Raw genomic sequence first — 13982 nt, 5'->3', positions numbered from 1 at the left:
TCAATCTCATATCTTAATACTAATATAAACCTATAAATAAGCTATGTAAATAATCTGGGGAGTAAGTTGCAATTTAGACCTACTAAGATGCACATCGAACTTTAAGATAATATTTCAATTTTACTTATATATCTCAGGTTTTAATAATCATTAGGAATGAAAGAGATAGAGTTATATAATTAAAAACTATGAGAAAAGTGTTTAATATATATAACTATTTAGAATTTTATAAAAACTATATTTACAAATGTTTCTAAATATACTATAATTAACTTACTACGAGAGTGCATCTAGGGTTCCGATGGAAACATGTCTGGTCCGAGCGATGCAGGATTTTATCTACACTTTTAGGAAAAAAGCCTAAAGGACGAGTCTCAACTTATGAGATTTGTACTTTAGGCTTTATTTTTTTACAAATTTTTAAGACTAAATAGTAATCATGAAAGTTGCAATTAAATCAGTGCACAATTTATTGCAATAAGATATTAATTATTAAAAGATTTCATGTACAAACAAAGTCTTAATTATTAATATTCAAATTAAAAAAGGGGGGCGCTTTTATGAGCATCATCAAGGTAAATAATCTATGCAAAACTTTTAAGGTAAAAACAAAAGAACCAGGGCTAAGTGGAAGCATAAAATCAATGTTTGCACCTTCCTATAAGGAAGTGAAAGCTGTAAAGGATATTTCCTTTCAAGTAGAAAAGGGAGAAATATTAGCTTTTATTGGACCAAATGGAGCAGGAAAGTCAACAACAATTAAAATGATGACTGGGATTTTATATCCATCCTCAGGAAATATTGAGGTTCTAGGATTAAATCCAGCTAAAGATAGAAGAGAATTGTCCTATAAAATAGGTACAGTATTTGGTCAGAAATCACAACTTTGGTTTCACTTACCTCCACTAGACAGTTTTAATTTACTGGGAAATATTTATGAAATGGATAAGGAGAAGCTTAAAAAGAGAATTGAAATGCTTAAGGAAGTTTTTGAAATAGGAGATTTAATGGATGTACCTGTTAGAAAACTATCCTTAGGACAAAGAATTCGCTGTGAAATTGCAGCTTCAATTTTACATGAACCAGAAATAATCTTCTTGGATGAGCCAACCATTGGATTAGACGTTGTGGTTAAGCAAAAAATTAGAGAGCTTATTTTACAGTTAAATAAAGAGGAGAAAACTACAATTTTCTTAACTTCCCATGATGCTGGAGATATTGAGCAGCTATGTAAAAGAGCTATCATAATAAATCATGGAGAAGTGGTGTTAAACGAAACTATAAAAAGTCTTAAGTATGATTATCTAAATAAAAAGGAAATCCACATTAAGTACAGTGATTCAGTAAATTTACAGGATTCAAATTTAAATATAATAAAGCATAAAGGGAATGCAGTAAAGGTACAAGTTGATACCACAAAACAGGATATAGATGAGGTATTAACAACACTTATAAAATGTGGAAAGGTTAATGATATCACCATATCAGAAGCACCCTTAGAGGAGGTAATCTCACTAATTTACACACAAAAAAAGGGCGGTGAGAACTATGCAATTAATTCGTAAATATGGTCAAATTTCAAAAATCACCATGGCAAACAGCCTAGTATATTTTTGAAACTTCTTAGGTAAGAATATATTTTTCATCTTTATTATGTTTATATACCTAATGCTTTGGAAAGCCATTTACAGTGAAAAGGGAGCTTTAGTTGGAGGACTTACCTTAAATCAAATGATTTGGTATTTAGTTGTTACAGAACTTATAACTCTTTCAAGAACAGAAGTACACCTTCAAGTAAATGAGGATGTTAAGAGTGGTAATATAGCTTACCTTTTAAATAAACCCTATAACTATGTATTATATTGTTTTTCTTATTTTCTTGGAGAAGTAGGAGTAAAGCTTTTGACCAATGGAATTATAGGAATTTTGGTAGGATTAATTTATGTAGGAACTTTGCAAGGGTTCAACTTTGCACACTTACCTTTTATATTTCTATCCTTAATGGTAGGTTGCTTTATAAATTTCTTTATTTATATATCCCTAGCACTAACATCCTTTTGGTTTGAAGAAAATAGTGCTTTCTTTTGGATTTATTCCAAGCTTATTTTTACCTTAGGCGGAATGTTAATGCCAATAGAGCTTTTTCCTAATTGGCTTAAGAATATATCACAGTATTTACCTTTTGCCTATGTAACTTATGTGCCAGGAAAACTTGCAGTAGACTTTTCCTTTAGTGCATTTTACAAGGGTTTTGGTATACAAATAATTTATTTAATAGGATTTTTCTTACTAGCTATGATTTTATACAGAAAGGGGGCAAAGAACTTAAATGTTAATGGAGGTTAAAAAGAGCTTAAAGCTCATGGGTTTTTATTTTAAATTCAATTTATCCGCAGTGATGGAGTATAGGGTGAGCTTTTTAATGCAGTGCTTTGGAATGGCATTAAATAATTCTGCTTTCATATTTTTCTGGTGGATACTATTTAACAATGTAAATACTATAGGGGGTTATGGCTTTACAGATGCAATGATGCTATGGGCAATATCTTCAGCAAGTTTTGGACTTTGCTTCATAACTTTTGGAAATGTAAATCAAATAACTAGAATGATTTTAAATGGGGAGTTAGACACCTATTTATTACAACCTAAGGATCCTTTAATAAATATTCTTTGTTCGAAGACTATTGTTTCAGCTTGGGGAGACACCTTATACGGAGTTATTTTGTTTTTCTTTATTAAGGGCTTTGATATTAAAGCCTTTGGGTTATTTTTACTCTTTATAATTACAGGTGCATTAATCTTTGCTTCAGTTTTAGTAACCATACATGCCTTAAGTTTTTATAGTGGTAACACCGAAGGCATTGCACAGCTTACCACTGAATTTCTAATAAGCTTTACCATATATCCAGAAGGCATATTCAAAGGTGGACTTAGGTATGTTTTATACACCTTAATACCAGCAGCTTTCATGGTATATATGCCAGCTAGAATTATAAACAACTTTAGTTTACCAATGCTATTATCTGTGTTAGCCGTAGCAGTTATGTGGATAATCATTGCTTATACCGCCTTTTATAAAGGACTTAAAAAATATGAGTCAGGAAACTTAATTATAAATAAACTTTAAAAAAGTGAAGGGAATGGCTCCAAGAGCACTATATAAGAAATTTGGATTTGTGGAGGATGAGTTACTTATAGATAGAAACTATCCTTACCAAAAGTTTATATTGCATAGGAGTTAATACATGGGGGAGAAAAATGAGAATAGGAATAATTGGACCTACAGAAAAAGAAATACAGCCTTTTATAGATAAAATTAAAGATAAAAAGCTTTGTGAAAAGGCTATGTTAAAGTTTTACTCAGGAACTTATGAAGGTGTTGAAGTAGTAGCAGTATTATGTGGAGTTTGTAAAGTAAATGCTGCTATTGCAACACAGATTTTAATTGATAGCTTTAGAGCTACTCAGGTTATTTTAACTGGAGTTGCTGGTGCCTTAAATAAAAATCTTAAGATTGGAGATACCGTCATTTCAAATGAAATAGCTTACCATGATGTAAAAGGTGGAATTTTAACAGAGTACCATCCTTGGATGGAGGATATATATTTTAGACCTGATGCAAATTTATTAGGATTATGTAAAGAAGTTAGCAAAGAATTAGAACCTCAAAATAAATGCTACATTGGAAGGATAATTACTGGAGAAGCCTTTATTACACATAATGAAAGAGAAGATTTAATAGAAAGATTTAACCCTTTATGTGTGGATATGGAAAGTGCTAGTGTAGCTCACAGCTGCTATGTTAATAAAATCCCCTTTATAGTTATTCGCTCTATGTCAGATAATGCTGATGAAAATGGTTCGGAGTCCTTTAAAAGTAATGTGGAATTAGCAGCACTAAACTCAATTGAAGTAGCGGAAGGGCTTATTAGAAAGCTATCTAACCAATCATAAGGGCTTATAGAGTATGAGGGGGAATGAGAAGTGAGAGTATCGATTTTATCTAGTGGATTTCCAAATGGATTTCCTGAGGATTTTATTAATTGTATAAAAGAACATTATCATAACAATGGATCTATGTTATTTATTGCATCAGACTTTGGTGAACACTTAAAAACTGATAAGTATAGGCAGGTGTTTTTGAACATGTTTAGAGAAAATGGTATTACTTTCAATGAAGTTAACACCATAGACTATAGAACTTCTAAAGAAAAAGCTCTTGAATATGTAGAAAATGCTGAGGTGATTTGGCTTTCAGGTGGAAATACATTAAAGCAAATTGAACACATGAAAGAATACAATCTAATTCCTACTTTGCAGAAAAGGGAAGGGATTACTATTGGAATGAGTGCTGGTTCAATAAATATGGCTAAAAGAGTAGTGCTAGCAAGAGATATAAATGATAACATTCCAGAACTAGCTATTTATGAGGGTATTGGAATTGTAGACATTAATGTTGAACCCCACTTAGATTCTGCCAGTGAAGAGCATATGAAAGAAGTTTATGAAGCATCACAATATACAACTATATATGGATTATATGATAATTCATTTATTAAAATTGTAGATGATAACATGGACATTTATGGGACTTATTTTAAATATGAAAATGGTGAGAATGTGGTATAGGTTTTTAAAATAGCAGGTTACTGAGAATTAAGAGGTATTACATTGAATTGGAAGGGGATATTTATGAGTGATATTAAAATGAATGTTTGGAATAAAATTTATTCAGACACTGACGGGTATTTAGAGAAACCAGATGAAATAATTGCAAATATAGTAAATAAATATCCAATCGAAACAAGTCTTGATGCGGGGGCAGGTAATGGAAGACATTCAATATTTCTTGCTAGAGAAGGAATAAGAGTGAAGGCTATAGATATATCAAGAGAAGGTTTAAAACTTTTGAATAAAAATGCTGAAAGTATTGGATTGAACATTGAGACAGAGGTTATTTCAGTATTTGACTATTATGATAGTAATAAATATGATTTAGTTCTTTCTACAGGTGGTGCACTTAACTTTTTAGATAAAGCAGCATCAATTCAGGTTATTCAAAGACTAAAAAATAACGTACAAGATGGTGGATATATGTATATTACAGTATTCACAATTCACGATAATGCATTTAATCGTCAACATGAACTTGCAGAAATAAGAAATGAGGATACGTATTATTCAGATAGTATAGATACCTGGGTAACTGGTTTTAAGGACAATGAATTAGGAATGCTGTTTAAAGATTGGGAGACAATTAAATACTTTGAAGAAAATATTATAGATGATGGACATGGTAAACCTCATTATCATCATACAGCAGGAATATTAGCAAGAAAGATATAAATAGGATAAAGTTACCAGTTAATATTCTCATATGACGAATTACACACATAGTTAATAATAGGTTATACACAAGCAATAAATCATAGACCACATAGATTATATGTAGTCTATGTATAATGAAAATAAAATCAATCTGTGTCTAGGAATGTGCACTAGATATAGAAAAGAGGTGAGTTTTAGTGAGGTTTGGTACTTATTATACACTCTCTCACTAAAGATAAATTATGAGTGAAATAAAAAGTGATAAAGAGTTAAGCATTAGGATATTCTCGGTAGTAATTGACTGTCAAAATGCAAACGCATTAGCTGACTTCTATGCAAAGCTATTGGGGTGGCAAAAGCATAACGATGATCCAGAATGGATATCTGTAAGCAAAACAGGAATAACTCCTTTCTTGATATTCCAAGAAGAAGCTGACTATAAACCTCCTGTTTGGCCGGATAATTCTGATGAGCAGCAGAAAAGTATTCATTTCGATTTTGTTGTATCAGACATAAAAAAAGCTATCCAACACGCTATCAACTGTGGCGCTACTGTAGCATCTGTTCAGTTTTCAGATGACTGGACAGTTATGATTGATCCTGCTGGGCATCCTTTCTGTTTTTGTCAAAGATAGTGTTGACAAGTAAGTTAATACTTTAGGTGAAGATTGAGAGAAATATCAGGGAATTAAGAATTATTACATTGAATTGGGAGGGGATAGTGTATGAAAGCAATAACTCAATATGCTAACGAGGAATTATGGGAGCATGAATGGGAAAGGGAATATAAATATGGAGTTATTTTATTTATTCCACCAGAGCCACTCCTATCTATGGTAAATCAATTAAGGCAAAAGTATGATAGCTTTTCAGCAGAGGGATGTTGTGCTCACATAAGCTTAACAATGCCGCTTAAAAATCCCTTAACAATTGAAGGAATAAATGAAATTAAAATGAAATTAGCAGACTTTAATAAGTTTAAAGTCCAGTATGGACCCTTTATAAACTTTCTTCCAGTTGCAAATGGTGTGGTTTTAGAGATTAAGGAACAAGAAAAGTTTGAAGAATTATATAAAATTATTGAAAGTGTTAAAAGTATTGAGTTTTACAGTAGAAAGTGGCCTTTTAAAGCACATATGACAATTGCTGAATTTATAAGTAAAGATGATACATTAGCTTTAACTGAAGAATTAAATAAAAATCCAATACATGGTTCATTTATTTGTCATAGAGTTTCTTATATGGTTCCAAACCAAGATATGGTATTTGAAAAGATAATGGACTTCAATTTGAAATAGTATAGATTACCTTATAATACTCTTAAGCTGTTAACAAAGCAATTTTAAAGTTAATTGAAAATAGATATGAGGGTATAAAAATGAATGAAGGTAAATCAAAACCTCAGTAATTTGTAAAAGGGAAAGCTTTAGAATATTTAAATGAGCTTTCTAAGTTTAAAACTTTTACTGATAAACTATCATTCATTTTAGTTACATCTGCTGCTACAGGATTATGTGGTCCTAATTTAGAGGTACATGTAGCTATTATTTGTGCTAAAGAAATATACCACATAATTTCTGAAGGAACAACATGGGGAGAGGGAAGAATTTAGAGACGAAAATAAAAGATTAAGAGAGTAATTAGCTAAATTAAAGAGTATAAAGTAAGCTACAATCGTAAAAAAGGGCGAATTGAAGATTATAAATATAAGGTGGTGAAAAACGTGAAAGTAAGAAAAATTGTTAAAGAGGATATTGACCTCCTCATAAAGATTCGTATGGAATACCTGTTTGCAGAAAAAGGTGTGTATTCTTCGGAAGAAGTGCAAGATATTAGAACGAAGTTAGAAGAATATTTTACTCAACACCTTAACAAGGGATTTATTGCTATCATTGCCGAAAATGAAAATGAAGTATTAGCAACTGCATTTATGTCAATCGTGGAAAGACCTCCGATAATAGCGTTTTCATCATATCTTGTTGGTACGGTATACAATGTTTTTACATACCCACAACATAGGGGAAGGGGAATTGCGACGAAAGTTATGACTGAACTTTTATCAGAAGCAAAGCTATTAGGCGTTGCAGCAGTTGATTTAAATGCGACTGAAAAAGGAAAACCATTATATGAGAATCTTGGATTTCGGGCATCAAGCTATACATCAATGTATAAGGTCCTCTAACTCCTGTAAAGAGCATAATCTGATGTAGTTTTACTTCATAATTTTGTTATATGCCGAATTATCACAAGAACTACTATATTAACCTAGATATAATAGTAATTTCTAAGGATAACTGTAGGTTACCTTACAGTAGGAAATATTAAGTTCAGAGGGAGGGGATTTTCATGAGCACATTAATCCGATATACAAATTTAGATGATTCGGCTACTTTGGGCAGAATTCTTTCTGAATCAGCACAAGCAGGATTTAAAGATATTATTCCTGACCATATTTTAAGTGACGTTTTTTCTGTTGAAAGAAGAACAGAAAGGTTTATTAGTGAATTATCAGAGGGTTCTCCTAAGACTATTATTGCTTTTGATGAAAGTGAACCAGCAGGGCTAATATCTTTTGGAAAACCTAGAGATGATAATAGTGAAAAATCATGTATAGAGATTTGGAGAGTTTATTTGCTTCCCAAGTTTTGGGGAAGCGGCATTTCTAAAGAACTAATAGAGTGGGGAATCAACGAAATACTGAAAGAAGGATTAACTACTATAGAACTTTGGGTATTAGAAGAAAATATAAGAGCCAGAAATTTCTATGACAAAATAGGCTTCAAATATGATAACACTTTCAGAATAACAAACATGGGAGGCAAAGAAGTTAAGGAACTAAGATATATCATAGCACATCAATAATAGTATATTCTTAAAAAACATGAAATTTTGCATCTAAAATAATAATGATGTGTTTTGATAAGGTAATAGTATTATAATCTTTCTTCCTAGTTACAACATTTTAGTACTTAACTAAAAGTTAAGTTATATGGGAGGATAATTGTGGAAGGTATAGTTATTGGAATTCAATTAGTAATAATATTAATTATATTTTTAGAGCTATGTAGATTTCTTAGAAGGATACTCAACCTAACAAAAGAAATTGAAGATTTAAAGGAAAGAGTAAACACTCTTGAGGAAATTATAAGAAATCAAAATAAATAATATAAGTTTATTAGGGGAAGATATTATGCTTAGAATTCGCTACGCTAATATAAAGGATGCTAGAACCTTGGGAGAAATTCATTCAAAGTCATGGAAAGTAGCATACAAAGGTATAGTACCAGATGAAATATTAAAGAATATTACCGTCGAAAAGAGACAAGCATACTTTGAAAAGGCACTAACAGAGAACTGGGAAGAAGATGCGATTATATTTAAGGATAATGATGCAGTTGGACTTATATGTATAGGAAAATGCAGAGATGCAGATAAAACTGATACTTGTGGGGAAATATGGGGTATATATTTACTTCCAGAATATTGGAATATGGGGATTGGTTCTGAATTAATTAACTGGGGAATAAATGAATTAAGCAAAAGGAATTTTAGCAAAGTTATTTTATGGGTTCTTGAAGAAAACATAAATGCAAGAAAATTCTATGAAAAAGTTGGCTTTAAACATGATGGGACAGTTAAGGAAATAACTATAGGTAAAAAATTAGTTGAATACAGATATGAAAAAGCCATTATATAAGTTTCTTGTTAAACAACTAATGCCAATTTAATAGATATATAGAAAAGAGGGAAAAGACAATGAGAGACAAGTTTTTATGTGTAATGGCACAGTTTGATAAAGAAACTGAAGAAAAATTAGGCAGGATATATAAGGAGCTTTTGGAAGCAGGTTTTGTAGGGAATCAAACTCCTAACCTACCTTATCATATCACTCTAGGAACTTTTGAGTTAGAAAAGGAAAATGTATTAAAGGAGCTATTAAAGAAAGTCGCCAGTAATACATCAAAGATACAGGTATCTCTTAACCATATTGGTTTATTTGGAATGGAAGTGCTATTTGCCGCGCCGTCAGTTTCTCATGAGCTATTGAATTTACAAGAAAACTTTAATAGTAGTTATGCAAATGATTTAAACTGGGCACCTCACGCTACCATAATTATTGATAAACCAGAGGTTATACAAAAGGCGATACCCATAGTAGCACAAAACTTTTCTTCTTTCTCAGGATATATTGAAAGCATTAGTTTATATGAGTTTTGGCCGACTAGATTTATTGTAGAAGAAAAGCTAGCTGATGGTTTTTAAAAATAATTATTTATGGCTTTGGGGAGGGAAAAATGATTGAAAAGATTTTTAAATGCGGAATAGATGAAATAAGTTATATTAAAGATGCAATTAGCAATGTAAAAGGTGAAGAAGACTTATGTTCTTTTAGTGAAGCTGCTATAGAAAAGTTTTTAAGTAGTAGTGATAATTGGTTTTATGTTGCAACAGTAGATGATAAGCCAGTAGCTTATGCTATAGCTTATGTTCAAAGACGACTTGATACTACAAAAAACATGATTTGTTTGTATGAAATAGGAACCTTGAAGTGTTATAGAAAAATGGGAATTGCTAAAAGGATAATTGAAAAAATTATTGAAGATGGAAAGCTACAGGAAGTAATAAAAATATGGATTCCAACAAATATAAGTAACGAAGCAGCCTGTGCACTATACAGGAGTATAGGAGCTGAGGAGCCAGAAGTTAAGGATGAAATAATCTATAGTTATAGGTATTAATATAACTATGAGAATTTAAGTAGTTACTTTAGGATATTTTCAATAGGTGTGAATTTTAAACAATGGAGATTAAAATAAACTTAACATATGGGGAGAGGTTTATGATTGAATTACGTTATCCAATAACAGAAGATGCAGAATCATATTTTAGAATCTTAACAGAAGGTAAATTTGAATACTATCATGCTACCATTCCTGAAAGCGTTGACTTGGAGAGAGAATGGATTAAAAGGAGAGAGTATAAGAGAGAAAATAACTTAGAATATAATTACTCAATTATATATAACAATGAGGTTGCTGGAGGCTGTAATATAAGAATATTTCAAGAAAGTTCGCATATCGGGGAGATAGGTTATTTTATAGATAGAAAGCTTTTTAATAAAGGAATTGCTTCTAAAGCAGTAAAAGAGCTAGAAAAAATAGCTTTCGAGGAGCTTGGTTTAATTAGGCTTGAAATTCGTATGGATCCAAGAAACAAGGCAAGTGAAAAGGTTGCTATAAAATCTGGATTTCAAAAAGAAGGCTTGTTAAGAAAAATTACGGAGTTTAATGGGATTTATTTTGATAATCTACTATACTCAAAGGTTAAATGAAGTTTTTAACCTTTGAGTGAGTTCATAAAGATATATTAATAGGAGAAAGATGGGGATAAACATGAGTAAAGAAAATATTTATTCAAATACTGCAAGATTTTATGATAAGGGAAATGAAATAAAAAAATATGATATAGATTTGAACTTCTATGAAAAATATGTTAATAAGCTTACTAAGGTTTTAGAAATTGGGTGTGGAACAGGGAGAGTAACAATACCTTTAGCATCAAAATGTGAAAGTATAGTTGGACTAGATTTATCTAAATCAATGCTAGATATTCTACAAGAAAAATTAAAAGCTACAGATTTAAACTATAAAAACAATGTACAGCTTATAAAGGGAGATATGACTGATTTTAATTTGAATCAAAAATTTGACCTAATCATTTTCCCAGGACTTGCAATTCTTTCTCTAATATCTGAAGAACAGAGAATTGCATGTTTAGAATGTGTTAAAAAGCATATGAGTGAGGACTGTATAGTAATTATAGATCAGTTTAATCCTAACCCAGATAAGTTAAATGTAAGTAGTGAAAGGCTTGATTTTGAATACTTTGATGAAGAATTAGGGTATACAATTAAGAAATACTCTATTCAAAAAGATCATGATGCGAAGGAGCAAGTTATATCAATGAAGTATATTTATAAGATTTTTCATGATGAAGACTTGATTAATAAAATTGAAGATGATTTTAAACTTGGATATTTATTTAATGATCAAGCAAGGAAATTATTTACTTCAGTTGGATTGGAAATAAAAAATGTATACGGAGCATATGATTTTAGCGTAATTGCTGATGAAAATTCCAAGATGTTAATATACGAATTAAAGAAGTGCTAAACAAAGTCATTGGACTAAGGGGGATAAAAATGGATTTATATAATAAGCTTAAGTTAAATATGGAAAAGTATAGTGGTTGTACTGATTTTTTAAACAACATATATGGATTGGATGAGAATGAAGAGTATGAAGCTATTATTTTAGCACCATCTTGGAAGCCAGAAAAGATATTCAAGAATAACAATGTGAAAATTGAATTGGTTAAAGAAGGACCATATTACAATGGATATGTTTTAGAAGTAGATAACAAGAAATATGGTTATATACAAACTTCAGCAGGTGCACCTACAATAGTTGATTGCTGCTTAACTCTGGGAAATGCAAAATGTAATAAAATTATTTTTGTAAGAGCTGTTGGAGCTTTAAAAGAAGATATGAGGTTAGGGGATATTATTACTCCATCAAAATCAATTGCTGGAGATGGGGCATCACTATATTTACAAGAAAATATAGATTCAAACAACTTTCAAAGGTTTGTATATCCAAAAGAACAAGTGAAAGAAAATGCAATGAACATTGCTAAGAATATAGGTGTTGAATTGAAGGAGAAAATAGTATATTGCACAGATTCTATATTCTGTGAGTATCTGCACTTAAATAAAATACGTGAACTTGGTAGTGAAGCAATAGAAATGGAAACGGCAGCATTTTACCGCTGTATGGAGATAATAAACAAAGATGGAATTGCTATCTTATGTGTTTCGGATAACTCAGCAACAGAAAATCACTTAGTAGGAAGAAGCGATGAAGATACTAAAAAATTTCATGAAAGTAGGGAGAATTTAATTCCTAAATTAATATTGAGTTTATAAAAATAGTGGACATGAAGTTTGCACATTAGCATATGAAGAACCAGAGCTTTATCAATGGCTTTTGAAACAGAAAAGAAAGATATAGGTCTAATTTTTATTACAGTTTGGAGGACAGAAAGATGAAGTTTACAATACTAGGAAGTGGTGGCTGTGTTGCACTACCTAAACCACTTTGTCAATGTGATATATGTAAAGAAGCAAGGGAAAAAGGGCAGCCTTATTCAAGATTTGGGTGCAGTTTATACCTAGAAGATTTAAAGCTGGTTGTGGATACCCCAGAGGATATTGTTCATGCTCTTAATTATAGTGACGTGAAGCAAATAGATACAGTGCTATTTAGCCATATAGATCCCGACCACACTCTAGGAATGAGAGTTTTTGAACAGCTTCGCATAAATTGGCTAGAGATTTCAGAGGGAAGAGAATGCACAGATCCAATAAAGGTACTAGCTATGAAACATGTAATGGAGGATATAAACACCATTGGTTTTAAGTATGGATCTTTCTTAGATTACTATGAAAAGGCTAGAAACTTAATAAAAAGACAGGTGGTGGAAGAAAGCATTACTATAAAGGATATAAAAATTACTTTTATTAAAGCTACCTCAGCTACAGTATTTATCTTTGAACAAAATGGAAATAAGGTTATTTATGCCCCATGTGATGTGAAGCCCTTCCTAGAACACAGCATTTTTGAAAATGCAGATGTGATGATAATTGGAGACACAGTTATTGGAGAAACGCTTAAGGATGGATTCATACTTAAAAAGGACAATTTGCTTAGAGAAGAATTATTTACAATGGAGGAAATAGAAGAATTAAAGCAGAAGTATAACATTAAAAAAGTTATTATGACTCACCTAGGAGAGGATTGGGGCAAGTCCTATGACGACTATTTGGGGCTAGAAAAACAGTATGAGAATATTAAATTTGCTTATGATGGGATGAAGATTGAGATTTAATAGTCCTTATGAAAATCACAGAGATAGGTTTTTCATGCTTAAGATATAAGAAGTAAAGTGTTTAGAAAAAATGTTTATTTTGTGTAATCACATGGGAACAAAAGTTATTTAACTTGATTTATGAAGTAAAAAAGGAAGAGACTAAGAGAGGAAAAATATTTATAAAGGGGATGAATTATATGAAGATAGAATTATTAAGACCTACTTTAGAAATGGAAGAAATGCATTATGATTTTATTAGAGAATGGGATGAAGCTAAGGAGAATATTGTACCCTATGCAGCTAGATTACTAGATATGGATTATAAAACTTGGCTAGAAAATAACTATAAATTTGAAGAGACCTGTCCTGATGGTTTCGTTCCAGCTCATACTTTATTCTTGGTTGAAGATAATAAGAGAATTTTAGGTGCTATAAATATTAGACATTATTTAAATGACTATTTACTTAATTATGGAGGGCATATTGGTTATGGCATAAGACCTAGTGAAAGAAAAAAAGGCTATGCATCGTTGATGTTGTCACTTGCACTATCTAAGGCAAAAGAACTAGGAATTAATAAGGCTTTAATTACCTGCGATAAAGATAATTTAGGTTCAGCGAGAACCATAATGAAAAATGGTGGAGTGCTAGAGAATGAGGTTGTTGAAGGGGATAAAATAACTCAAAGATATTGGATAGAGCTTTAAAAGTAGAATGGGGGATGA

General features: G+C 31.2%; 19 protein-coding genes. All 19 read left to right on the top strand.

The window, feature by feature from the left end:
• The first annotated feature begins 560 nt into the window (after nt 1-560).
• The 19 genes from B3040_RS10920 to B3040_RS10830 all read left to right on the top strand — a co-directional run bounded on the left by B3040_RS10920 (nt 561) and on the right by B3040_RS10830 (nt 13964).
• Complete coding sequence (locus B3040_RS10920; RefSeq protein WP_291573191.1) at nt 561-1565, top strand: ABC transporter ATP-binding protein; 1005 nt, start codon at nt 561-563, stop codon at nt 1563-1565.
• Between the two features lie 88 nt (nt 1566-1653).
• On the top strand, nt 1654-2346 hold the full coding sequence (locus B3040_RS10915) for an ABC transporter permease (RefSeq protein WP_291573188.1): 693 nt from the start codon (nt 1654-1656) through the stop codon (nt 2344-2346).
• Nucleotides 2336-3127 carry an ABC transporter permease gene (locus B3040_RS10910; protein WP_291573186.1) on the top strand — a complete coding sequence of 264 codons (792 nt, stop codon included), beginning with the start codon at nt 2336-2338 and terminating at the stop codon, nt 3125-3127. The genes B3040_RS10915 and B3040_RS10910 overlap by 11 nt, the downstream gene beginning before the upstream one ends.
• A 131-nt stretch (nt 3128-3258) precedes the next feature.
• Nucleotides 3259-3954, top strand: coding sequence for a 5'-methylthioadenosine/adenosylhomocysteine nucleosidase (locus B3040_RS10905; protein WP_291573184.1), 696 nt, complete (start codon nt 3259-3261; stop codon nt 3952-3954).
• A gap of 30 nt (nt 3955-3984) precedes the next feature.
• Nucleotides 3985-4629: a Type 1 glutamine amidotransferase-like domain-containing protein gene (locus B3040_RS10900; RefSeq protein ID WP_291573182.1), complete on the top strand. Its 645-nt coding sequence runs from the start codon at nt 3985-3987 to the stop codon at nt 4627-4629.
• Nucleotides 4630-4692: 63 nt separating this feature from the next.
• The gene (locus B3040_RS10895) at nt 4693-5346 is read left to right on the top strand and encodes a class I SAM-dependent methyltransferase (RefSeq protein ID WP_291573180.1); all 654 of its coding nucleotides are present in this window, start codon (nt 4693-4695) and stop codon (nt 5344-5346) included.
• A gap of 224 nt (nt 5347-5570) precedes the next feature.
• Entirely contained in the window at nt 5571-5963 is a 393-nt protein-coding gene (locus tag B3040_RS10890; RefSeq protein ID WP_291573178.1) for a VOC family protein, read from the top strand.
• Nucleotides 5964-6053: 90 nt separating this feature from the next.
• Complete coding sequence (locus tag B3040_RS10885) at nt 6054-6626, top strand: 2'-5' RNA ligase family protein (protein ID WP_291573176.1); 573 nt, start codon at nt 6054-6056, stop codon at nt 6624-6626.
• A 425-nt stretch (nt 6627-7051) separates the two neighbouring features.
• Nucleotides 7052-7510, top strand: coding sequence for a GNAT family N-acetyltransferase (locus B3040_RS10880; protein ID WP_291573174.1), 459 nt, complete (start codon nt 7052-7054; stop codon nt 7508-7510).
• A gap of 164 nt (nt 7511-7674) precedes the next feature.
• The gene (locus B3040_RS10875) at nt 7675-8190 is read left to right on the top strand and encodes a GNAT family N-acetyltransferase (protein ID WP_291573172.1); all 516 of its coding nucleotides are present in this window, start codon (nt 7675-7677) and stop codon (nt 8188-8190) included.
• Nucleotides 8191-8331: 141 nt separating this feature from the next.
• On the top strand, nt 8332-8493 hold the full coding sequence (locus B3040_RS10870) for a hypothetical protein (protein ID WP_291573170.1): 162 nt from the start codon (nt 8332-8334) through the stop codon (nt 8491-8493).
• Between the two features lie 25 nt (nt 8494-8518).
• Nucleotides 8519-9025 carry a GNAT family N-acetyltransferase gene (locus B3040_RS10865; RefSeq protein ID WP_291573168.1) on the top strand — a complete coding sequence of 169 codons (507 nt, stop codon included), beginning with the start codon at nt 8519-8521 and terminating at the stop codon, nt 9023-9025.
• Between the two features lie 59 nt (nt 9026-9084).
• The gene (locus B3040_RS10860; protein ID WP_291573165.1) at nt 9085-9591 is read left to right on the top strand and encodes a 2'-5' RNA ligase family protein; all 507 of its coding nucleotides are present in this window, start codon (nt 9085-9087) and stop codon (nt 9589-9591) included.
• 32 nt (nt 9592-9623) lie between these two features.
• The gene (locus tag B3040_RS10855) at nt 9624-10067 is read left to right on the top strand and encodes a GNAT family N-acetyltransferase (protein ID WP_291573163.1); all 444 of its coding nucleotides are present in this window, start codon (nt 9624-9626) and stop codon (nt 10065-10067) included.
• Between the two features lie 101 nt (nt 10068-10168).
• A complete protein-coding gene (locus B3040_RS10850) occupies nt 10169-10660 on the top strand; it encodes a GNAT family N-acetyltransferase (protein WP_291573161.1) in 492 nt (163 codons plus the stop codon).
• A 61-nt stretch (nt 10661-10721) separates the two neighbouring features.
• Nucleotides 10722-11501: a class I SAM-dependent methyltransferase gene (locus tag B3040_RS10845; protein ID WP_291573159.1), complete on the top strand. Its 780-nt coding sequence runs from the start codon at nt 10722-10724 to the stop codon at nt 11499-11501.
• Between the two features lie 29 nt (nt 11502-11530).
• Nucleotides 11531-12313 carry a phosphorylase gene (locus tag B3040_RS10840; protein WP_291573157.1) on the top strand — a complete coding sequence of 261 codons (783 nt, stop codon included), beginning with the start codon at nt 11531-11533 and terminating at the stop codon, nt 12311-12313.
• 119 nt (nt 12314-12432) lie between these two features.
• Nucleotides 12433-13275, top strand: coding sequence for an MBL fold metallo-hydrolase (locus tag B3040_RS10835; RefSeq protein WP_291573155.1), 843 nt, complete (start codon nt 12433-12435; stop codon nt 13273-13275).
• A gap of 179 nt (nt 13276-13454) precedes the next feature.
• Entirely contained in the window at nt 13455-13964 is a 510-nt protein-coding gene (locus B3040_RS10830) for a GNAT family N-acetyltransferase (RefSeq protein ID WP_291573153.1), read from the top strand.
• Nucleotides 13965-13982 lie beyond the last annotated feature (18 nt).

This window comes from Clostridium sp. UBA4548, assembly GCF_002387895.1.
Lineage (GTDB): Bacteria > Bacillota > Clostridia > Clostridiales > Clostridiaceae > Clostridium_J.
Note: the sequence above shows the minus strand (reverse complement) of the source record. Positions and strands in the feature narration are given on the sequence as shown.

Excerpts from the sequence above, each read along its gene's own strand:
- B3040_RS10920 (WP_291573191.1), top strand. The coding sequence starts at position 561 with ATGAGCATCATCAAGGTAAATAATCTATGCAAAACTTTTAAGGTAAAA.
- B3040_RS10915 (WP_291573188.1), top strand. The coding sequence starts at position 1,654 with ATGTTTATATACCTAATGCTTTGGAAAGCCATTTACAGTGAAAAGGGA.
- B3040_RS10910 (WP_291573186.1), top strand. The coding sequence starts at position 2,336 with ATGGAGGTTAAAAAGAGCTTAAAGCTCATGGGTTTTTATTTTAAATTC.
- B3040_RS10905 (WP_291573184.1), top strand. The coding sequence starts at position 3,259 with ATGAGAATAGGAATAATTGGACCTACAGAAAAAGAAATACAGCCTTTT.
- B3040_RS10895 (WP_291573180.1), top strand. The coding sequence starts at position 4,693 with ATGAGTGATATTAAAATGAATGTTTGGAATAAAATTTATTCAGACACT.
- B3040_RS10890 (WP_291573178.1), top strand. The coding sequence starts at position 5,571 with ATGAGTGAAATAAAAAGTGATAAAGAGTTAAGCATTAGGATATTCTCG.
- B3040_RS10885 (WP_291573176.1), top strand. The coding sequence starts at position 6,054 with ATGAAAGCAATAACTCAATATGCTAACGAGGAATTATGGGAGCATGAA.
- B3040_RS10875 (WP_291573172.1), top strand. The coding sequence starts at position 7,675 with ATGAGCACATTAATCCGATATACAAATTTAGATGATTCGGCTACTTTG.
- B3040_RS10865 (WP_291573168.1), top strand. The coding sequence starts at position 8,519 with ATGCTTAGAATTCGCTACGCTAATATAAAGGATGCTAGAACCTTGGGA.
- B3040_RS10860 (WP_291573165.1), top strand. The coding sequence starts at position 9,085 with ATGAGAGACAAGTTTTTATGTGTAATGGCACAGTTTGATAAAGAAACT.
- B3040_RS10855 (WP_291573163.1), top strand. The coding sequence starts at position 9,624 with ATGATTGAAAAGATTTTTAAATGCGGAATAGATGAAATAAGTTATATT.
- B3040_RS10850 (WP_291573161.1), top strand. The coding sequence starts at position 10,169 with ATGATTGAATTACGTTATCCAATAACAGAAGATGCAGAATCATATTTT.
- B3040_RS10845 (WP_291573159.1), top strand. The coding sequence starts at position 10,722 with ATGAGTAAAGAAAATATTTATTCAAATACTGCAAGATTTTATGATAAG.
- B3040_RS10840 (WP_291573157.1), top strand. The coding sequence starts at position 11,531 with ATGGATTTATATAATAAGCTTAAGTTAAATATGGAAAAGTATAGTGGT.
- B3040_RS10835 (WP_291573155.1), top strand. The coding sequence starts at position 12,433 with ATGAAGTTTACAATACTAGGAAGTGGTGGCTGTGTTGCACTACCTAAA.
- B3040_RS10830 (WP_291573153.1), top strand. The coding sequence starts at position 13,455 with ATGAAGATAGAATTATTAAGACCTACTTTAGAAATGGAAGAAATGCAT.